The following is a 22395-nucleotide window of genomic DNA, read 5'->3' on the forward strand; positions in this document are numbered from 1 at the left end:
CAAAGAGACAAACCTTAAGTGATCAAATGTAAACTTTAGCTTCGCTATTTTGTTAAGGGGAGCAAGTATACACGACACAAACAGACATGAGTACACAAAAAATAAAAATCGACATTGTATCCGACATCAACTGCCCGTGGTGCTATATAGGTGAACAACGCCTGAAAAAAGCCATTGCGGCAACAGATGGCAAGTATGAGTTTGCTATAAACTTTAAGCCTTTTGAATTAAATGCCTCTTTGCCACCAGAAGGACAGGACAAGCTGGAATACTTTGAAAAAGCGTATGGCCCGGCCATACTTTCAAAGTTAGATGCCATGAACGAACAAATGACCCAGACTGGTGCTGAGGAAGGAATCAAGTTTGATTTCGGAAAGTCTACAACTGTTAACAATACCTTTAATGGCCACCGCCTGATATGGTTGGCTGGTGCCTGTGGCGTACAGGAACAAGTAGCAGAAGCGCTGTTTTACAGCTACTTTACCGAAGGCAACAACATGAACGATACAGCGCTGCTAACTAAAATCGGTATCGAAAACGGGATTGCTGCAGAGAAGCTGGAAGGATTTTTTGAAGGCGAGGCAGGTAAAGCCGAGGTGCGCGAGATGGAGCAATGGGCACAGGCAGCCGGTATTACCGGTGTACCAGCCTTTGTCATCAACGATCAGTACTTAGTAAGCGGTGCACAACCTGCCGATACTTTCCTGAATGTGTTTCAGCAGGTGGCCCCCAAGCTTGAAGAAATAAAGGCAGAAGGCGGAAGCTGCGGCATAGACGGCTGCTGCTAAGCACCTATAATATTATGAAAGAGGCCGCTGAAGTATAAACTCCAGCGGCCTCTTTTATTGAATACAGTATAATTTTAGAAGTTTCTGGCTTGCACCGGCATGTCTTCTAACTGCGCATAGTTCAGTTTCCATTCGCCATCCTCGCCTTTTTTCCAGATAAGCACATAATTGCCCTCTCCTACTCCGTGCGGCTCCTCTGGCCCTGCCGGTAACACATCAACTGTAAATGTGCCCGCGCCGTAAGCCAGGTCTTCACCCACCGATGAGCTTACATTGCTTAACCTCAGGTTATTTATGGTGTTTATCGTTTCGCGCACCCAGCGGTTCGACACTTCTGATTTTCCTCTTAACTGCATCTCGCCCTGCAGGAACTGTACATCCTCGCCCATCATGGCAATCACTTTTTCAGAGTCTTTACTGTTCCAGGCGCCTATAAAGTCCTGGTTTAATTTCTGCACATCCACAGCCTCCTTGCCGCTATCACAAGCCACCAGGAAAGAAAACATAAGTATAAATGCTATATAACTAAACGGTTTCATAATTCTTAAATTTAGATATGTTGATGTTTTCATTATGGCATATACACGTAAGATTTAAAATAAAGGTGCATCTGCCTGAAAGAAAAAGACCAAGCGCCGGGCGCTTGGTCTTTTATAAAGTATAGATCAAACTTACCAGCTTTTTCTCCTGTATTCTGAAGTATAATATGGCTTGCTTGGGTCGCCATAGTATGGGTTTAACACATAGCCTGAACTAATAATTGCCGGCACATTATCGTTTGCGGCATAAGCCATGGCTGCAGGCTGAGGGGCAGCCGGAGTAACAGCGGCTTTTTTAGTGGCTCTAGCCGGAGCTGAAGTTGTTCTGCTAGACGAGGCTACTTTATAATCATTTGCTCTCTCAATCACAGCAATTCGTTCTGCAGCAGCAGCTGCCTCTTCTTTTTTTCGCTTGTTGTCGATGATTTTACCAACACCGTAACCGGCACCGGCACCAACTACACCACCAACAACACCACCTACTACACGGTTTTTCTTATGAATAATGGCACCAGCCGCACCACCTGTGGCTGCACCAATTACTGCACCTTTAGCCTGTGGACTCCACTTCTTTCTCTCCTGCGCCTGAGATGAGCTACTCATCACTATAAGCATCATAAATGCAAGGCTTAATACTAGACTAATCTTTTTCATAACATTGATAGTTTGTTGAAACTAAAACTAACTGATTATGTGATTTGCAATTCACGTGCCAGCAGCTGCATTTGTTGTACTCTTTTTCTTTTAAAAAGCCTTTAACAACCACAACTATTTGATTATCAATGATAAAATTTTAATTATTTATTTAATAAAAAATATCTTCACCCGCTTAGTGCCATTCGTTTAAGCTACTTTATGCAACCGCATCAAGAGTTTTCTTTAACTAAAACAATGCTTACATTTAGCTTTATATCGCCTTTACCCTTGTAAACTATGAAATTGATACAAGCTCCTCTCCTTTTTAAATACCTCATCAAATTTAAAGCTGTAATGCTCCTGCTTTTATTTATTGGCTGTAAAGGCAACAGCAACGAACTGCGGCTGGAAAGCAAAAATTTTAACCAGGAGATAGCCCAGGAGCAGAACCTGGTTTTCACCTTTGATAAAGACCTGATAAGCGATTCGCTGCTGAACAAATGGGATACTATTCCATACTTTACCATTAGCCCGAAAGTGGCCGGCAAGTATAAATGGACGGCTCCTAACGAGCTGGTTTTCTCTCCGGATAAACCTTTTGCCCCTACTACAGACTATAAAGCTGAGTTAACCGAAAACCTGCTCAGGCACTCTGCTAGAAAGTATAAGATACCAGCCGGCCAAGGTTTAACTTTCCATACGCCATACTTAAGTTTACAACAGGTTAAGAGCTACTGGGTAGCAAACGAGAACAACCCCAACCAGCTGGAGGCAAGCCTGCTATTAGACTTTAACTACCCGGTGCTGTTCCAGGAGTTGCGGGAGCACTTAAAAGTATATGCCGGCTCTAAAGAACTACCTGTAGAACTAGCCAGCGGCAACCGCGACAACATCACCATTCGTGTAAAGAACGTGGAGGGGCAAGAGAAAGAAATCCCATTGCGTTTACACATTGCGAAAGGCCTGAGCGTAGCCGGCAGCACCAAGCAAACCGACCATACCATAGAGCAGGATGTATTATTGCCAAGCCGCCAGCGCATGATGGTTTCGGAAGTGACTACTGCGCTGGAAGAAGGCCAGGAGCGCATTTATATATTAACCACCCAACCTGTTACCAACAGCAACATTGGCAACCTGATAAGTATAAGCCCACGCCGTGAGTTTACGGTAGAGCGCCTGCAAAACGGGTTGGTACTGAAAGGCAATTTTGACCAGAGCAGCACTTATACATTAAACCTCTCCGGCGATTTGATGGGTATGGAAGGCAAATCCATGGGCCAGCCTTACCGCCACAGCGTCACGTTTGCTGCCGTAGACCCCGGCATCAGCTTCGCCAATGCCAAAAGCATCTACCTCAGCAGCCAAGGTGCCCGCAACATCGCGCTTAACATCAACAAAGTCCCACGCATCAAGGTCAGCATCAGCAAGGTATATGAAAACAACATCCTGCACTACTTGCGCGAGGGTAAAATGTACGACGGCTACTACGACGAGGCAACAGAAGAATATTACTCCAGCTCATACTACGATGTGAACGAGAACAACGGCAACACACTTTTTGAGCGCGAGTACAACACCGAAAGCCTGCGCAAGCAAGGCAGCAATTACCTGCTCAACCTCAACCTGCACGACCTCGACTTCGACAGCCAGTTTAAAGGCCTGTATGTGATAACGGTAGAAAGTACCGACAAAAACTGGCTAAAGGATTCGAAGATCGTATCAGTTTCTGACATCGGTTTGATTGCGAAGCAGGGCAAAGACGAAGTAATGGTTTTTGCCAACTCCATCCGGGAGGCTACAACCATGGAGGGAGTCGAGGTACGCTTTATCAGCACGAATAACCAGATGGTGCACAAAGCTACAACCGATAAAGATGGTGTGGCCCGGTTCAGCAACATGAGCACAAATGCCCCGGATTTTAAAATCGGCATGATCACGGCCCGCAAAGGCGACGACTTTAATTACATGCCTTACAGCCAGACACAGGTGAATACCTCCCGCTTCGAGGTGGGAGGCAAACGCCTGACCGACCTGAACTACGATGCCTTTATCTATGGCGATCGCGACCTCTACCGCCCCGGGGACACCATTCATGTAAATACTGTGGTGCGCACCCCGGACTGGAAAACAGTTGCCGGTCTGCCTGTTAAGGTAAAACTGCTGCTGCCCAACGGCAAAGAGTACCGCAGCACCAAAGGAAAACTGAACAACCAGGGAGCCAGCGAAACCAGTTTTATACTTAACACCGCAGCTGTTACAGGTACTTATACTTTGGAAGTTTACTCCGGCAACGATGTACTGCTGAACTCAAAGAAGGTTGGTGTAGAGGAGTTTATGCCTGACCGCCTGAAGGTAACTGCTGTACTGAACAAAAGCGTTTATACTTCCGGGGAGAAACTTATACTTAATCTCACGGCGCAAAACCTTTTTGGTCCACCTGCTGCCAACCGCAACTACGAAGCGCAGCTCAGCCTGAAAAAGAAAACCTTCGAGGCCAGACGCTTCCCCGATTATACGTTTGATATTCATACTTCCGGCTCTGTGAACATCCAGACCAGCACCCGCCAGGGACAAACAGATGCACAGGGCAAAGGCCAGGAGGTATTTGAGTTGGAGAATTTCCGGGATATCGGTTTACTGGACGGCTCGCTTTATACTACGGTTTTTGATGAAACAGGCCGGCCCGTAAACCGCCTGAACAAGTTTGACGTGAGCACGCAGCAGGCCTTCTTCGGCATCAAAGAATTTGATGATTACGTGAGTACCCGCCGTGCGATGAACATTCCGCTTATTGCCCTGGATAGAAATGGCTCTCCTGTTTCGGCCACAGCCAAGGTACAGCTGGTGCGCTATACCTACGAATCGGTGATTGAGCGTTACAGCGACGAGTATAACTATAAATCGCAGCGCAAGGAGAATGTCATTATCAGTAAAAATATACAGATACCTGCCAGCGGAGCTACGTTTAACTTTACGCCCATCACTTCAGGTCAGTATGAAATACGTGTGATGCGACCAGGCGCCTACAACTATGTAGCGCAGGAATTTTATGCCTACGGCTGGGGCGATACCGAGAGCACATCCTTTGCCGTGAACACCGAAGGCGAGGTAGATATCTCACTTGACAAAGAAAAGTATGAAGTAGGCGATGAAGCTAAAGTGTTGTTTAAATCGCCGTTTGCGGGTAAGATATTGGTTACCGTGGAGCAGAATAAAGTACTGAGCTATTACTACCTCAAAACCGATAAGAAAGCGGCCTCGCTTACGCTACCTATCAAAGATGAGCACCTGCCAACAGCCTACATTACCGCCATTGCGCTGCGCCAGGTAAAAGACAGCCAGATGCCGCTTACCATTGCCCGTGGATTTAAGCCTTTATCAGTTACCAAAAAGAGTACGCAACTGGCTGTAGCCATACTTGCCCCGGAGGCATCCCGCTCAAACAGCGTGCAGCAGGTAAAGGTGAAAACTGCTCCAAACGCTGAGGTTACGCTGGCAGTAGTAGACGAAGGCATCCTTCAGATTAAAGATTACCAGACCCCAGACCCACACGGCTTCTTCTACCAGAAGCGCGCGCTGGAGGTAACTGGCTACGATTTATATCCTTTCTTATTTCCAGAGTTAGGCACCCGCTCCAGCACCGGCGGCGACGGTTACGATCTGGCAAAACGCATCAATCCACTAACTAACAAACGTGTTAAGCTTGTGTCGCTGTGGAGTGGGCAGTTAAAGGCAAATGGCAATGGGGAGGCTATTGTACGGGTGCGTATACCTGAGTTTTCGGGAGCGGTACGCATTATGGCTGTGGCTTACAAAGACAACGCCTTTGGCTCTTCTGAAAAGATGATGCGGGTTTCGGATCCGGTGGTGATTAGCACGGCGTTGCCTCGATTTGTGAGCCCACGCGACACCATACTAGTGCCGGTAACGCTCAGCAATACGACCGCCACCAAAGCAACAGCAGGTAGCACTATCTCGGTGACAGGTCCGCTGCGTGTGGTTGGCGAAACAAAAAAATCAGCAAGTATAAATCCAAACGCCGAGGCGCAGATTACTTACAAATTAGTGGCTACGCCTGCCATTGGTCAGGCCACAGTTAAGGTGGTGGTGAATGCCTTGAACGAGGCTTTCACCAGCAACACCGACATTACCGTTCGCCCCATTGCACCACTAAGCAAAGTAACCGATGCTGGAAGTATAAAAGATGGCGCCACCGCAGACATCAAACTGGCAAACGATTTCATACCTTCGTCGGTATCGGCTAAGCTGGTGGTAAGCCGTTCGCCGCTGGCACAGTTCACCGACGATATTACGTTCCTGCTGCGCTACCCGCACGGTTGCCTCGAGCAAACTACGTCCACGGCTTTTCCGCTGCTATACTATACCGACTTAGCCCGTTCGTTAAATCAGGATAAAAAAAGCCGCAGCTTCAACCCGAACTACCTGGTGCAGGAGGCCATCACCAAAATTGAGCTGATGCAGCAGTACGACGGTGGCTTCACCTACTGGCCCGGCGCCACTTACACCGACTGGTGGAGCAGCACCTACGCTACGCACTTTTTACTGGAAGCGAAAAAAGCCGGGTTCCCGGTAACGCAGGAGGTGCTCGACAAAGCCGTGCGTTACCTGCAGCAAAAGGTAAAAGGCAAGGCCATGGAAGAGTACCGTTACTACGATGCCAGCCGCAAGGTGCAAAGCAAGTACATAGCCGCCCGCGAAACTACTTACTCATTATATGTACTAAGTATAGCCGGGAAGGTAGATTGGGCAACGATGAACTACTACAAGGCCAAACCGGAGTTGCTATCGCTAGATGCGCGTTACCTGCTGGCCAGCACCTACGCCCTGAATGGCAGCCGCGAAAGCTTTAACCAGGTCCTGCCCCGCTCCTTCGCTGGTGAGACCTCGGTACGCGCTTTGGATGGCAGTTTCTACTCCCCTATCCGGGACATGGCTATTTCGTTAAATGGTTTAATAGAGGCTGATCCGGATAACCCGCAGATAGGCACCATAGCAAAGCACTTATCAGACGAACTACGCTCGAAACGCTGGTACAACACCCAAGAACGTGCTTTTGCCCTGATGGCCCTAGGAAAACTCTCGAGCAGAAACAAAGGCAACCAAACGGCACAGGTATACCAGAACGGCAAGCAGATCGGCACCTTTACCGGCAACGATCTTACCTTAACAAATAACATAGGCAGCGGACCGATCAGCATACGCAGCAAGGGGAACGGTACTTTATACTATTTCTGGGAGCTGGAAGGCATCAGCCAGAGCGGCGACATCAAAAAAGAAGACAGCTACATGAAAGTACGCAAAACCTTCTTTGACCGTAATGGCAAGGAGATCACGAACAACACCTTCAGGCAAAACGACCTGGTAGTGGTGCGTGTGGAGCTACAGGCATTGGATGGCAGAAGCATACCTAACGTAGCCATTACCGATATGCTGCCAGCTGGCTTCGAGATAGAAAACCCGCGCCTGATGACGGCCCGAGAGTTCGGTTGGATTGAAGCTCAGAAACCCGCTACCCCGGATCATATTGATATCCGGGATGACAGGATTAACCTGTATGCCACCGCCAAACCAGAGCAGCAGTATTTCTTCTACCAGGTACGTGCGGTGTCGAAGGGTGATTTCCAGCTAGGCCCGATTGGAGCAGACGCCATGTATAATGCGGAGTATCATAGTTACTCGGGGGGTGGAAGTATAAAAGTAAGATAAGCCACTACTGTCATTTCGAACAAGGTGAGAAATCTGGAGCTTTTCATGGCCCCGAAATATTCCAGATTTCTCGCGTAACTCGAAATGACAATTAAAAGGAAATGACAAATGGGTAATTAATCCTCCTGAACTTCTGTATTAAGCGGTAGCCAATGTGGATTGATAGTTTTGATTAAAGCTTCTTTCTTGCTGCGGCTCCACTTCTTCAACTCCTTTTCGCGTGCTATAGCATGTTCAATTGAGCTGAAGCGTTCGTAAAACATCAGGAGATGGCAGTAATATTTACCGGCGAAGGTGGCAGGGTTGCCAGCATTTACGGTATGCTCTTCCAGCCGCCGAACAATATCATTTGTAACGCCGATGTATAAAGTTGTTTTCTTTGGATTGGTTAAGATGTAGGTGTAGTAATTGTAAGTGATCATAGGCAAAAGTAGAGATAGCAACACGACAAAATGTTGTTTGAATAAATTCATAATCAACCAAAATGCAAATACAAAATCCGAAGTATAAACTGCACCAAAGATTGCTAACTCACAGCAAACCTTTGCTGAAGTATGCTTTATACTTTGTGCTTATACTTTGCCTTGCCTTTACCCTACTCAACCACCTTTACCCGCTCAAAATCAATATCTCCTACTCCCCCGTCATCACCGCCTCCGATGGCAGCGTGATTAATGCTTTTTTGAGCAGGGACGATAAGTGGCGGATGCAGCTGGAGGTTGACGAAATAAACCCTGTCCTTAAACAGGCGGTGCTGCTGAAGGAGGACAATTACTTTTACTACCACCCAGGCATCAATCCTTTTGCCATTACCAGAGCCTTTGCTAACAACATCCTTCAGAAAAAGAAAACCTCTGGCGCCTCTACCATTACCATGCAGGTAGCGCGGCTGCTTTACCCGCAGCGACGCACCTATGCCAACAAGCTTTACGAGATGTTCCGGGCAATGCAGCTGGAGTGGTATTATAGTAAAGATGAGATCCTGCAGCTATACCTGAACCTGGTGCCTTTTGGGGGAAACATTGAAGGCGTGAAGGCCGCTTCTGTTTTATACTTTCAGCAGTCGCCGAAGCAGCTAAGCCTGGCGCAGGCGGTTACGCTGACGGTAATCCCGAACAAGCCTTCCTCGCTGCGGATCGGCGAGCAGAACGAGCGGATCATTAAATTTCGAAATAAGTGGCTGCGGTATTACCGGGAGCAACAGGCTTTCCCAACTGCGGAGATTGAAGATGCTTTGCTGGAGCCGCTGGAGGCGCGCAGACAACAGGCACCTAGGGTAGCACCACATTTTGCCTACCGCATGTACCGCAGGTATAAGAACCAAGCCATCATCAAAACCACGCTAAACCGGCAGGTACAGGAAAAAGTGGAACAACTGGCCTACAACTACATGCAGCGGCTGCGTTACCAGAACATCCACAATGCGGCGGTGCTGGTCATTAATAACCAAACAAAGGCAGTAGAGGCCTACTTGGGCTCTGCTGATTTCAATGATTTTACCCACCACGGGCAGGTTGATGGCATAAGGGCGGTTCGATCTCCTGGTAGCACTTTAAAACCCTTTCTGTATGCTACTGCTTTTGACAAAGGTTTACTAACTCCTAAAACGGTCATCACCGATGTGCCCGTGGATTATGCCGGGTATCGACCGCAAAACTACTTTGGCAACTACAACGGGAATGTAACCATAGCACATGCATTGGCAACCTCGCTTAATGTGCCGGCCGTGAAAGTGCTTGACCAGCTAGGCGTTTATACTTTTGTGCAGAAGCTGAAGCAGGCAGAGTTTTCGGAGATGAAACGTACTGGCAACCAATTAGGCCTGTCGTTAATTTTAGGTGGATGTGATGTGAAGTTGGAAGAGCTGACTTTACTATATTCTTCTTTTGCTAACCAGGGGAAGTATAGCCCCATTAAGTGGCTGCAGGAAGACACTACGCAACAAGAAACGCAACTGCTATCGCCGGGTTCAGCTTACATGACAAATCAGATCCTGACGCAGCTTACGCGGCCCGACCTCCCGCACAATGCCCATAACAGCCCGAACCTGCCCAAAATCGCCTGGAAGACCGGCACCTCCTATGGCCGCAAAGATGCCTGGAGCATAGGCTACAACAAAAAGTATACAGTAGGTGTGTGGGTAGGCAACTTCTCCGGCGAGGGCGTACCCGAACTAAACGGCACCGACTCGGCCACTCCCCTGCTCTTCGACATCTTCAACAGCATCGACTATAACTCTACTGACGGGTGGTTTCAGCAACCCAAGGGCATAGGTTTAAGAGTGGTATGTGCAGAAAGTGGCAACCCCACTAACAGCTTCTGCAAAAATCAGGTAATGGATACATTTATTCCCGGCATCTCCTCCACCCAAAAGTGCAGCCACCTGAAACGCATTGCGGTTTCTGCAGATAAAAAGTATAGCTACTGCACCAGTTGCCAGCCCGCTACGGGGTTCGTGCAGCAGCTTTACCCAAACCACGCGCCGGAGCTACTTACCTTCTACGATTCTGAAAGAATACCGTACCAGCCGATCCCGGCGCACAACCCTACCTGCAGCCGTATTTTTAAGGAATATGCACCGGTTATTACTTCGCCTGCTGCTGGTATGGAATATTTACTTGAGCAGGAAGAGCGCCAGCAACTGATGCTGCATTGCAATGCCCACAACGAAGTAAAGCAGGTATACTGGTACATCAACGATAAATTTATAAAAGCCACAGCAGCTAACGAGAAGGTGTTTTTTGAACCCAAGCAGGCTGGCAAGTATAAAATATCCTGCACGGATGACCAGGGGAGAAACTCAGATAGTTATGTAACGGTAAGGTTTTTATAACTGTTGTTTAGCGTTTGTAACTTGCTCATCAATAAATGCTACCAGCTCCTGCCATTGCTGCGGATGGAACCAGGTATACTCGTTGGGGTGCTTGGTAAACCAGGTTAGCTGGCGCTTGGCGTAACGGCGGCTGTTTCGCTTTAGCAACCTTACTGCTTCCTTCCAATCATACTTGCCCTCCAGAAAATCGAATATTTCTTTGTAGCCAACGGTTTGCAGCGCATTATGCTGCCGGTACGGATATAAAGCTTTGGCCTCATCCAGCAGCCCCTGTTGCAGCATCAGGTCCATGCGCTGGTCTATGCGGTTATAGAGTTCCGTTCTGTCGCGGGTCAGGCCTATTTTGATGATGTTGAACGGACGCTCCTGCTTTTCGCTTTTCCGGAAAGTTGAATAAGGCTGTCCGCTGCTTAAACATACTTCCAGCGCACGGATTACACGCTGGGTATTGGCTTTATCAACCTGGCCAAAGTAAGCAGGGTCGAGTTGCTGTAATTGCTGTAACAAGGGCTCTATACCCTCTGCTTCATACTTTCTTGTTAATGCTTCCCGTATACTTGGCGCTACCTCCGGCATATCATCCATACCGTCCAAAACGGCCCGCACATATAAACCAGAGCCACCTGTTAGCACCACCACATCATGCTCCTGAAAGAGTTTCTCCAGCAGTTGCAGCACATCTGTTTCGTAAGCGCCTGCATTATATTCTTCAGTAATACGATGCGAATCCACGAAATAATGCGAAACACCCTGCTGCTCTGCAGCGGTAGGTTTGGCCGTACCAATACTCATCTCTTTAAAAAATTGCCTAGAATCGGCGGATATGATGTCGGTTTTATAATGCTTTGCCAACTGCACACATAAGTCTGTTTTACCCACGGCTGTTGGTCCGACCACCACCACCAGGTGCTTCTGCTCATTTATACTTGCCATAATCTTTCGTAGAACCGAAACAGCCTTTGCTCTTCGTGTTGCCAGTTTAATGCTTGTTTTGCTTTCTCACAGTTAGCTACCAGTATTTGATAAAGTGCATCATCTGTTAGCAGCAACTCCAGCTTTTCTTTTATTTCCTGCACATTAAGGGTAGTAAGCAGCCCCACGTTATACTGCTCGTTCAGTTGCCTGTACTCCGGAAAATCAATTATCACCTGCGGAACGCCTGCGTGCACGTAGTCAAAAAACTTATTGGCAAGCGAGTAATAATAGCTCAGGCCTTTGTTCTCTAAAAGCATAACCCCTACCTGGCATCGGCGGGTAATCTGAAGCAGGTCCTTTGGCAGAACCTGCCCCTTAAACTCAACTTTATGCGCCACCTGCAATTGTTCAGCCAACTGCTTCAGGTTTTCAAATACATCTCCGTCCCCGCAAATTATAAGTTTCGCATCTAAGCCAACCATCGCCTCCAGCAGCGGTTCCAGGCCACGGCCTGCATTTACAGCGCCCTGGTAAAGTATAGTGCGGGGTTCTTTTACAGCAGGCGCATCAGGGTAGAGCACCGGCAGGTTGCGTATCACTTCAAACTTTGTATTGTACTTTCTGTAAAAAATATCCGCAATGGATTGTGTAACCGTATAGGCGTAACTTGTTCGCGTTAAGATAAACCGTTCTATGGCAGTCCAGGTGGCTTTTATTAATTTCCTGTCCGTTACCTCTATTACCTCCGGGAAGTACTCATGGGCGTCGTATACAAAAGGTATACGTTGTTTTCTTGCCTGAAAATAAACTGGCAGTACGGTGTCCAGGTCTATGGCACAGAGGGCATGGTAACGGCTTTTGCCGAGGTAAAAGTATAGCCGCAGCATGTACTCCAGGTAAAAAAGCTTTCCTTTGTTATACTTGCATTGTAACCGGTGCTGTTTGTAGGGCTGCTGTACCAGAGGCTTTGAATCAGGCTTTTGCCGGCCCACCAGTTCTACTTCATAGCCTTGCCCGGCCAGCGAACTGCAAATGCGTTGCATGCGCTGGTCGTGGTTAAGGTCGGTGGTTACAGCAAATAAAAGTTTTTTCATGGGCAGCTACACGCATAAATCTGTAGTATTTAGCACCAACAGCGATAAGTTAGTGTTAAGAACAGCAGCGTTATTCATTAACAGCGCTTTTTTTGCTAATTTATGACGCAATTTGTAAAATTAATACAAGAGTGTAACGCAAAGCGTAATTTACACTCTTTAAACTAAGTATCTTTCTAAAATGCCTAATATAGCAACCCGTAAGCCTGACCAGGAAATTATACAGATTGCAAACAGCCTGCTGGAGGTGCTGGCACAGCTCGCAATGCCTACCAACGGTTTAGCTGTAGCATTGCCCTCCGGAGATGTTTTGGCTACTAACTCGCACTTGCGAAGGTACATCACTACAGCCTCCAAGCAAATGGCACGTTTGCTGGCCATGGACAAAGACGCTTACCGGGAGTTGCTAGAAGAGCTGGTCCGGACGAAAACGGTTTCAGGAAATTACCAGGCCGCCCCTGATAGCAGCAGCGCCAACCACTACAGCATCAGGCTGGTAAGTTTTCAGGGGCAGGATTTTGTTTGTGCAGAGTTCTCAGGTGTGGGGCAGCCATCTACCCTTGTTCCTTTTGATGGCGACAGCTACCACAATATATTCGAAAATAGCGTGGAGCCGCTTTTTATACTTGACTGCGCCGGCAACTTCATCGACCTGAACCAAAGTGCCCTTAAGCTTATCCATAAAAAGAAAGAAGATCTGCTTGAGAAATCCATTTTCAGAAACTTTGGCCTTAACTTGTTTGAACGGGTAGCTTTAAAGAACCAGCTAAACCAGGCCCTTACAGGTGGCACACAGCGTTTTGAGTGGTGGCTGCACGAAAAAAACAAACAACTGCTGCCCGTAGAGATATCGTTGCAGGCAGGCAGCTTCCGTGACGAACCCGTTATCTTTGGGTTTGTAAAAAACCTGTACGAAGTAATTGGCTCCGAAAAAGATGTACGCTTCCGAAACCACCAGCTCGAGTTTGTAAATCAACTGATCGTCAACTTATCCTCTTCCGACAGCCAGCACCAGGTTTTAAACAATACCTTAGATGAGTTGATTGAGAAGAGCGATGTTACAGGAGGCGCGGTTTATACTTTTGACCAGGAAAGAAACATACTCCAGCTTTCGTACTCTGCTGGGGAGACAGGCCCGGATAGTTTGCCAGAACATACTGAAATACCTGCCTCTCTGGTTAAAAAACTTTTGAAAACAGAGAAGCGGAAAGCACTTGCCGATACACGCACCCTCTTAAAGAAAGCTACCCGCAAAGACCTGACGGTGGTGCCTATTACCACAGAAAAAGAACTTCTGGCCCTTATCCTGATCTGGCCCGCCGATGACCCGCACATGTCGCAGTCGTTTGTTGCCTTGCTGGATTTTATTGGAAGCGCCATTGGTAACTATATTTCCAGGCACAGGCTTATGCATCAGCTTTCTTTATCTGAGGATAAATACAGGCAGCTGTTTGAGGCTTCTTATGATGCCATTATTCTTTTTAAAGAAGGGCGTGTAATCGAATGCAACGAAAAAGCACTCGAGTTTTTCAGATGTTCACGCGAAGACCTCATCAGCCATACCCCCATGGATTTTTCGCCGGAGTACCAGCCCGATGGCTCAAACTCCGATGAAAAAACAGCACTATTAATGCAACAGGTGCTTCAAACCGGCAAACCCGTGACTTTTGAGTGGAAGAGCCTTCGTAAAGATGGAACCCAATTTGATAGCGAGATTAATGCAAACCGGATTACAATAGACGGGGAGCACTATGTACAAGTATTTAAGCGCGACATCACAGAGCAAAAGCAGGCACAGCGCGAACGGCGGCGACAGGAAATTCTGAACGAGTCCATGGACCAGTTCCGCGCGTTCCTGGACAAAGTAAACCTCATCTATTTCAGTCTTGACACTTCCGGCAATATCACTTATGCCAACGAGTACTTTTTACAGTACATAGAGTATAGCCGTGAGGAGCTGATTGGGAAAAACTACTTTGAGCTGCTGGTACCCGAGTATGACCAAAAGGTGCGCCACGAAGAGTTTGTACGCGGGATGCTTAAAAAGCAACTGAACGCCCATTACGAACGCGACCTGGTATCGAAGCACGGCAAAATCAAAACTGTTCGCTGGAACAGCATGTTTGAGTTTAATGCCGACGGCGAAGTGGTAGGCTTAACCAGCGTGGGCAAAGACATGACCGATAAGCGCATTGCCATGGAAGCCCTGAAGGATAACAAAATACGCCTGCAGGACATCTTTGACAACGCCCATGACCTTATTCAGAATATCTCTGTTGACAATAAGTTTATTTTCGTAAACAAAGCCTGGAAAGACCGCCTTGGCTATACCGACGAGGACATTGAGACATTAACACTTAACGACATTGTACACCCGTACTACAAGGCAAAACTGATTTACCAGTTGCGTAACCTGTACAAAGGCGAAAATGTGAATAAGATCGAAACAGTTTTCTTGACAAAGGCAGGAAAACCGGTGCACCTTATCGGAAGCATAACCTGTAACTGGCAGGATAACAGGCCAGTAGCCACGCGTGCCATCCTCCACGACATCACGGACCGCATCAAGGCCGAGCGCCTACAGAAAGTATACTATAGTATTGCCAACCTCGCCATCAGCAGTAAAGACCTTAACTCGCTTTACTCTGCCATCCACCGCGAGCTGAGCAAGATCATCGAAACACGCAATATCTACATTGCCCTTTGCGATGAAGAGCAGTCGCACCTGCACTTTGTTTACCTTGTAGACCAGTACATCGATAAAACAAGCACCACAAAACGGCGCAGGCCATTTACTATTGGCTTATCAGAGTATATCATACAGTCAGGCAAGCCTTTGTACATGCAGCGGCAAGACCTTATGCAACTGGCAGAACAGGAAAACCTGATTATACATGGTGCAATACCAGAGGTTATACTTTGCTCTCCGCTGGCCATCGGCGACAGAATTATAGGCGTTATTACCCTCCAGGATTACCAGAACCCGGATGCCTATGTGCATACTGACATCGAAATTCTGCACTTCATATCAAACCAGGTGGCACTAGCCATTGAGCGTAAGCGCAACGAAGAGCAGATAAACACGCAAAACGCCAGGCTAAACGCTATCTTCGAAAGTGGCACGCACCATATGTGGTCGTTAAACCGCAACTTCGAGTTAACATCATTTAACCGCAATTTTGCTCAAACCTTTGAGCAGCGTAGCAACAATAAGCTTGTTCCGTATACTAAAATAGATACGGAGAACATGCTGCCGCTGCACCAGAACCCCTATGATTTCTGGAACGAGAAGTATGCACTTGCCTTTAAGGGAGACCCGCAGCACTTTGAGGTTCACTTGGTAAGTCCGGAAAGTTGGCGCGAAGTATACCTCCACCCTATTTACCTCGAGGACGGCACTTTTGAGGAGATATCAGGTATAGCCCTTGACATAACAGATAAGAAAAAATCGCAGATTGCCCTTGCCGAAAATGAGGAGAAGTTCAGGCACGTGTTTGAGTCTTTTCAGGACGTATACTACCGAACTGCTCTGGACGGGGAAATAGAGTTGATAAGCCCCTCTGTTTATGACCTCCTGGGCTACCGCGAAAAGGACGTTTTGGGCAAGAATGTAAAGCTCTTCTATACAAACCGCGAAGATTTTACCGAGCTCAAACGCATGGTACTGGAGAATGAAAGCATCCGGGATTATGAAGTAAACATGCTGAATAAAAATGGCGCTACTGTAAACCTGCTGATTGACTGCCGCATGAGCTACGATGCAGAAGGAAACCCCATTGCCATGGAAGGTGTAGCCCGCGATGTATCCGAACTGAAACGCACCCAGGTAGAATTGCTGAGTGCTAAAGAAGAAGCCGAAAACCTGCTGAAAGTAAAAACGCAGTTCTTGGCCAACATGAGCCACGAGCTTCGCACCCCTATGAATGGTATTATCGGCATGATAGACCTGCTGAGCCAGATAAACATAGACCCGGAGCAGGGCGAGTACATCGATACATTACGAAAATCATCGGATGCGCTGCTGGCTATACTGAACGACATACTTGACCTTTCTAAGATACAGGCTGGCAAACTTGTTGTAAGCGAAAGCAGCGTAGACCTGCACGAAACGATAAGTAAGATACACTCGCTGTTTGCAAACAGGGCGCAGCAAAAAGACTTAACATTTACTTACTATATCTCAGAGAAAACACCGCGCTACGTTAAAACAGACGAAACCCGCCTGTTACAGATATTATCAAACCTTACGTCTAATGCCATTAAGTTCACCAACTCCGGCGATGTAAGTATAACCGTGGAGAGTGAGTGGCTTGACGCTGACAAGTATAAATTGCAAGTACGCGTAAAAGACTCCGGCATTGGCATTACCCCGGATAACCAGGCGTTGCTCTTCACAGACTTCACCCAGCTCGATAATTCGTCTACCAAAACGTTTGGCGGTACAGGCCTGGGCCTGGCGATTTCAAAAGAACTTACGCACCTGCTTGGCGGCGATATTGGCGTAGAGTCTATACCAGGCGATGGCAGCGTGTTCTGGTTCTACATAATGGTGCGCAAAGCCAATGAAAACGAGATATCAGAACACATCAAAAACCTTAAGCTGCAGGATATTGAGTATAAAGTGCTTGACTACGCACCTACCGTACTGCTGGTAGACGATAACCAGATAAACCAGAAAGTGGCGCAAAAGCAGCTCGAGCGTTTGGGCTGCAAAATAGACATCGCCTCTGACGGTTTTGAGGCCATCGACTGTGCTACTGCCAATACCTACGATATCATTTTCATGGATATCCAGATGCCTGAGATGGACGGGGTAACGGCTACCAGGCACATCAAAGAGAAACTGGGTAGCAAGTGCCCGCCTATTGTGGCCATGACGGCATACTCTATGAAAGATGATGCAGAGAAGTTCATGGCCCAGGGTATGGATGACTACATATCTAAACCAGTTAAGGGCTCTGACCTGTATACTACTCTAATAAAATGGAAACAACACCACGATGCCCCAGGTACCACAGTTGGTGCTGCTACGGCTGAAATAGCAGAGAGTTCTGCAACAGAAGCACCTATTATTGACCACGATGTTGTTGAGCAACTCATGCAAATTGGCGGTGCCGATTTTACGAAACAACTATACACAGAATTTGAGCAGGAAGCCGCAGAGCTTTTAGAGGAGGCTAAAAAAGAGCTGCAATCACAACAATACAAGAGTATTTTGAGTACATTGCATCAACTTAAGGGAACCGGCTTTACGCTTGGCATAAACCTGCTTGCTGAACTTGCCAAACAACTTGAACACGAGATCAAGAACGATAAATTTGATACTGTGGATGATATGTTTGCGCAGTTGCTAGAACAATATGAAAATTACAGAAAATCCTATAAAGAAATCATCATATAATTACTCTTATGGCAGATAAAACTATCCTGATCGCAGAGGACAGCTCTGTTATCCTGAACCTGACGAAAAAGATACTTGAGCTTCAGAATTACAAAATACTGACTGCTAAAAACGGCGGGGAAGTAATAAAGCAAGTAGAGAGTAACAAGATAGACGCTATTTTGATGGACCTGAACATCCCTGTGAAAAACGGGATGGACTGTACCCGCGAAATACGTGCGCACCAGGACAAGCAAATCGCTAAAATTCCGATTATAGCTGTAACCGGTAACGCCAACAACTACTCTATGGAAGACTTTAAGGAGGCTGGCATTAACGATTACCTTCCAAAGCCACTTGACTTTGACGCCCTAGTGATAACCGTTAAAAAGTATACGGCGGAGTAAATGGAGCTTAAGTACACGCGGCCATTCTTAAACAAACTGGAGGATATTTTTGCAGAGTCGGATTTTGTGCTGCGCTACGAAAAGGGCAACTTTAAAGCCGGTTACTGTGTGCTGAAGGATATGAAAGTGGCTGTAGTAAACAAGTATTTCAGCCTGGAGGGCAAGATTAACTGCCTCTATGATATCCTCCGTACGATTACAGTCGACGAAAGCCGGCTAAGTGAAAAAAACCGGCAACTCTATCTTGACATCCGAAATCAGGAGAACGCCAATTGAAAGTAACATTTTTAGGCACGGGCACCTCGCAAGGCGTACCAGTAATTGGGTGCAATTGCGAGGTGTGCCGCTCTGTAGATTACCGCGATAAACGCCTGCGCGTGTCGGTGCACCTACAAGTAGACGATAAAAGTATTATCATAGACGCAGGACCTGACTTTAGGCAACAGGTGCTGCGCGAGCGCATTAAAAAACTGGATGCGCTGGTGTTTACCCATGAGCACAAAGACCATACGGCCGGCCTGGATGATATACGCGCCTACAACTTTTCCCAGAACAAAGACATTCCCCTTTTCGGCGAACCACGCGTACTGGAGCAGCTCCAAAGAGAGTTTGCTTATATTTTCGCGGACTATAAGTACCCCGGCATTCCACAGGTAGAATTGCACAGCGTCTATAACGAGTCATTTGAGGTAGTAGGTGTACCCTTCATTCCTATACGGGTATTACACTACAAATTACCCGTATTTGGCTATCGCATTGGCGACTTTACTTATATCACAGATGCCAATCAAATATCCCAGGAGGAGAAGGAAAAGATAAAAGGCTCTAAAGTTATAGTGTTAAATGCCTTGCGTAAAGAGCCTCATATTTCTCATTTTTCGTTGCAAGAGGCTGTAGACCTACTTGAAGAACTGCAACCCGAGAAGGCTTACCTGACACACATCAGTCATTTGCTGGGCCAGCACCGCGAAGTGGAACCCCAACTGCCTGACTTTATACGCTTAGCGTACGATGGCCTTCAGGTCGAAGTATAATTATTCTCCAAGCGTCGTTTCGAGAAGCAATAAAAGCCTGATCGAATTTGATTATACTGCCCTTTCTCATTTTAACAAGCGACTATCACCACCCCAGCCATGCATCATAACTACTATTTTTTACGCCAACTAACTACAGCCCTTGGCCACAAATTAATAGGTATGAAAGCCGTAACAGCTTTTACTCAAAATAAAAGTGAGCTTATACTTGGGTTTGCCGGTGAGCAGGAGGAGTTTTATATCAGGGCCCTGTTATCTCCGCAATTCTCGGCCTTATCTTTTCCCTCTGATTTTAAAAGAGCACGTGCCAACACCATGGAGTTGCTGCAGCCGATGCAGGGGCAAACAGTACAGGAGGTTGTACAGCACCAGAACGAACGCAGCTTTTATTTAAAGCTTACAGCTGATTTCATACTTCTGTTCAAGCTATTCGGCAACCGTTCCAACATTATACTTTATCAGCACGAAGCCCCGGTCGAGTTATTCAGAAAAAAGCTTGGCGCTGATGCGGACCTGGCCCCATTGCACATGCACCGCCCCCTGCGACAGAACTATGAAGCTTTCGCTATGCACCACGGCGACCTCAGGAAAGTATATCCGACCTTCGGAGACTTACCCGCTTTATACTTAGCACAGCAACAGTACGAGGAGCAAACCCTTGAACAGAAATGGGAGCTGGTACAAAGTATGCTGGAGATGCTGGAAAGCCCGGACATTTATTATATAATTCGCCTGAACGATAAACTGCGGCTTTCGCTGCTGCCATTAGGTGAGGTAGTTTATACTTATACCGAGCCATTGGAAGCGCTAAATGCCTACACTCGTTTATACTTGTCCGAAACAGGCTATGAGCGGCAGTACACGCAGGCAAAACAGCAACTGGAGCGCAAGTTGCATGTAACCCAAACGGTGCTGGAGCAGTCGGAGGCAAAGCTGCACCAACTAAAGCACGACCGCTCCTACTCCCAGACAGCCGACGTGCTGATGGCCAATCTTACAAATATTCCGCCGCGGGCCACCGAAGTAGAGCTGTATGATTTTTACACCGACCAAACCCGTACTTACAAGCTAAAGCAGAACGAAACACCACAGAAATTTGCGGAGCGGCTATACAGGAAAGCTAAAAACCAGCACGTGGAGGTAAAGCAGCTGGAGGAAAAGGTAGAACGTAAACTGGAAGAAGTAATCATACTTGAGGATGCCCTGCAAGCGCTTTCAGAAGCCGACGACTACAAGAAGCTTAAGCTATACCTTAAAACGTACACATCGCTGCTGACGACTAAGCAGCAGGCACAGCAGGAAGCACCTTTCCGTTTATTTGAGACAGAGGGCTTTAAAATTTTAGTAGGCAAAAGCGCCAAAAATAACGACGAGCTTACACAGCGCCACAGCTACAAAGAAGATCTCTGGCTGCACGCAAAAGATGTTTCTGGATCTCATGTTATCATCAAACACCAGGCTGGCAAAACCATACCTACTTCCGTGCTCGAAAAAGCAGCACAACTAGCAGCCTATTACAGCAAGCGCAAAGCCGACTCGCTTTGTCCTGTACTTTATACTCCAAAAAAATGGGTAAGAAAACCCAAAGGCGCGGCTCCAGGGGCTGTGGTAGTAGAGCGCGAGAAAGTTATACTTGTAAAGCCGGATAATCCATTCGAGAAAAACCGGTAAAACAATTTCCGTACTGCAACAACCCGAAAAATTGCTATACGACTACATATCAATGCATTACAAAGTATAAACCTTTACTTTTGTATATTTTCCGGATAAGTGATGTGTGAATTCTCTGCCTGTAAAATGGCAAAGTATAAAGCAGGAAGGTTGAGTGCGCACGGGGAGATTCGAACTCCCACACCCGAAGGCACCACCCCCTCAAGATGGCGTGTCTACCAGTTTCACCACGTGCGCAGGTAAAATGTGGATACAAAAGTAAATAGCCGTTCCGATATATGCAACATTACGCTACAATAGCTTTAAAGTAAGTTTTCTTATTTTATCTTTTTAAAAAGCCCTTTCAGCACCTTTAGGTTGCTTTGCACCTTCCTCAGAAAATAATATGATTTAATTCTGTATTTCAGAAACCATATTTGGGCTACCGCTTGTTCAGAAGACTAGCAACATTGTATTCTTAGTTATTGCGGCGCAAGTTTAAAAACAACAAGCAGCTTTTATATAGCAATAATTAGGACGTTTTGTAGCTACCCTTTAACTTTATTAAAAAGTAACTGTTTAATAATTAGGGCATTGGCACTTTAGCATCAAAGGTATATGAGCATAGAGATCAACGGACTAACAAAAGCGTTTGGGAAAAAGCAGGTACTCCAGGACCTGAACATCACCATAGAGAAAGGGCAATGCTACTGCCTTTTAGGAAAGAACGGAGTTGGTAAAAGCACCTTTCTTAACTGCATTCTTGATCTCATTCAGCCGGATAGCGGCACTATATCCTTATTTGAACAGGATTACCATAAAAACCCGATCGAGGTAAAACAGAACCTTGGTGCACTTTGCGAGGATAATCCGCTTATTGAAGAATTTACGGGTTTGGAGTACCTGAATTTTGTTGCCAAGCTGTACAAGCTCTCAAAGGAAGAAGCCGAAGAGCGTATTACCAGCCTTACCAATTATTTTTTTACCGACAGAGAATCGCTGCATAAGAACATTGCAGGATACTCTACAGGCATGAAAAAGAAGGTGGGCATAGCAGCTGCCATACTTCATAAACCAAGTATACTTGTGCTAGATGAGCCTTTTACCGGCTTAGATCCGATTGCTGCGCAGCTGCTGGTAAACCTGATACGTAATTACAGCACCCCGAACAGGGTAGTGCTAATCTCATCGCATGACCTGAACTACGTGGAGAAAGTAGCCACCCATATTGGTGTGCTCAACGACGGGCAGTTGATGTATAACGGCTCTGTGCAGGAGTTTACCATGAACGGCGAAAACCTGATCGACCAGGCGCTGTTCCAATTGCTGTTGCCGCACCACACCACCACAGAAACAAACATCGACTGGATGCTTACCTGATAGCAGCGACCC

Annotated in this window: 14 protein-coding genes and 1 tRNA gene; 9 read left to right on the top strand and 6 right to left on the bottom strand. The window is 46.9% G+C overall.

Annotated features, from left to right (window positions below; genetic code table 11):
* The first annotated feature begins 86 nt into the window (after window positions 1-86).
* The gene (locus Q1A23_RS12585; protein ID WP_299823866.1) at window positions 87-788 is read left to right on the top strand and encodes a DsbA family oxidoreductase; all 702 of its coding nucleotides are present in this window, start codon (window positions 87-89) and stop codon (window positions 786-788) included.
* Between the two features lie 74 nt (window positions 789-862).
* Here the strand turns inward: Q1A23_RS12585 and Q1A23_RS12590 are convergent, their stop codons facing one another.
* Together Q1A23_RS12590 and Q1A23_RS12595 are read right to left on the bottom strand one after the other, a co-directional pair.
* Window positions 863-1327 (bottom strand): nuclear transport factor 2 family protein, encoded by a 465-nt coding sequence (locus Q1A23_RS12590; protein WP_299823868.1) that lies wholly within the window; start codon window positions 1325-1327, stop codon window positions 863-865.
* Window positions 1328-1459: 132 nt separating this feature from the next.
* The gene (locus tag Q1A23_RS12595) at window positions 1460-1981 is read right to left on the bottom strand and encodes a glycine zipper 2TM domain-containing protein (RefSeq protein ID WP_299823870.1); all 522 of its coding nucleotides are present in this window, start codon (window positions 1979-1981) and stop codon (window positions 1460-1462) included.
* Between the two features lie 279 nt (window positions 1982-2260).
* Here Q1A23_RS12595 and Q1A23_RS12600 point away from each other — a divergent pair, with 279 nt between their 5' ends.
* Window positions 2261-7690 carry an alpha-2-macroglobulin gene (locus Q1A23_RS12600; protein WP_299823871.1) on the top strand — a complete coding sequence of 1810 codons (5430 nt, stop codon included), beginning with the start codon at window positions 2261-2263 and terminating at the stop codon, window positions 7688-7690.
* 116 nt (window positions 7691-7806) lie between these two features.
* Here Q1A23_RS12600 and Q1A23_RS12605 read toward each other — a convergent pair whose 3' ends face one another.
* Window positions 7807-8112 carry a GIY-YIG nuclease family protein gene (locus Q1A23_RS12605; protein WP_299823873.1) on the bottom strand — a complete coding sequence of 102 codons (306 nt, stop codon included), beginning with the start codon at window positions 8110-8112 and terminating at the stop codon, window positions 7807-7809.
* A 62-nt stretch (window positions 8113-8174) separates the two neighbouring features.
* Between Q1A23_RS12605 and pbpC the strand changes: the two genes are divergently transcribed.
* A complete protein-coding gene (gene pbpC, locus Q1A23_RS12610) occupies window positions 8175-10523 on the top strand; it encodes a penicillin-binding protein 1C (protein WP_299823875.1) in 2349 nt (782 codons plus the stop codon).
* Here the strand turns inward: pbpC and miaA are convergent.
* Together miaA and Q1A23_RS12620 are read right to left on the bottom strand one after the other, a co-directional pair.
* On the bottom strand, window positions 10518-11456 hold the full coding sequence (gene miaA, locus Q1A23_RS12615; protein ID WP_299823877.1) for a tRNA (adenosine(37)-N6)-dimethylallyltransferase MiaA: 939 nt from the start codon (window positions 11454-11456) through the stop codon (window positions 10518-10520). The two genes, pbpC and miaA, sit on opposite strands and share 6 nt — an antisense overlap.
* Window positions 11444-12532 (bottom strand): glycosyltransferase, encoded by a 1089-nt coding sequence (locus tag Q1A23_RS12620; protein ID WP_299823879.1) that lies wholly within the window; start codon window positions 12530-12532, stop codon window positions 11444-11446. The genes miaA and Q1A23_RS12620 overlap by 13 nt, the downstream gene beginning before the upstream one ends.
* A 181-nt stretch (window positions 12533-12713) precedes the next feature.
* Between Q1A23_RS12620 and Q1A23_RS12625 the strand changes: the two genes are divergently transcribed.
* The 5 genes from Q1A23_RS12625 to Q1A23_RS12645 all read left to right on the top strand — a co-directional run bounded on the left by Q1A23_RS12625 (window position 12714) and on the right by Q1A23_RS12645 (window position 21024).
* Window positions 12714-17933, top strand: a complete 5220-nt coding sequence (locus tag Q1A23_RS12625) for a PAS domain S-box protein (protein WP_299823881.1) — start codon at window positions 12714-12716, stop codon at window positions 17931-17933.
* A gap of 8 nt (window positions 17934-17941) precedes the next feature.
* Window positions 17942-18319, top strand: a complete 378-nt coding sequence (locus Q1A23_RS12630; RefSeq protein WP_299823882.1) for a response regulator — start codon at window positions 17942-17944, stop codon at window positions 18317-18319.
* On the top strand, window positions 18320-18595 hold the full coding sequence (locus Q1A23_RS12635) for a hypothetical protein (protein ID WP_299823884.1): 276 nt from the start codon (window positions 18320-18322) through the stop codon (window positions 18593-18595). It begins immediately after the preceding gene.
* Window positions 18592-19353, top strand: a complete 762-nt coding sequence (locus Q1A23_RS12640; protein WP_299823885.1) for an MBL fold metallo-hydrolase — start codon at window positions 18592-18594, stop codon at window positions 19351-19353. Before Q1A23_RS12635 ends, Q1A23_RS12640 begins: the two co-directional genes overlap by 4 nt.
* 162 nt (window positions 19354-19515) lie before the next feature.
* Window positions 19516-21024 (top strand): NFACT RNA binding domain-containing protein, encoded by a 1509-nt coding sequence (locus Q1A23_RS12645; protein WP_299823887.1) that lies wholly within the window; start codon window positions 19516-19518, stop codon window positions 21022-21024.
* A gap of 155 nt (window positions 21025-21179) precedes the next feature.
* Here the strand turns inward: Q1A23_RS12645 and Q1A23_RS12650 are convergent.
* A tRNA-Leu gene (locus Q1A23_RS12650) sits at window positions 21180-21261 on the bottom strand.
* A gap of 360 nt (window positions 21262-21621) precedes the next feature.
* On the opposite strand from Q1A23_RS12650, the gene Q1A23_RS12655 reads away from it, so the two are divergent.
* Window positions 21622-22383 carry an ABC transporter ATP-binding protein gene (locus Q1A23_RS12655; protein ID WP_299823888.1) on the top strand — a complete coding sequence of 254 codons (762 nt, stop codon included), beginning with the start codon at window positions 21622-21624 and terminating at the stop codon, window positions 22381-22383.
* The last annotated feature ends 12 nt before the right edge of the window (window positions 22384-22395 follow it).

Origin of the sequence: uncultured Pontibacter sp. (genome assembly GCF_947492645.1) — a bacterium.
In the GTDB taxonomy this organism is placed as follows: Bacteria; Bacteroidota; Bacteroidia; order Cytophagales; family Hymenobacteraceae; genus Pontibacter.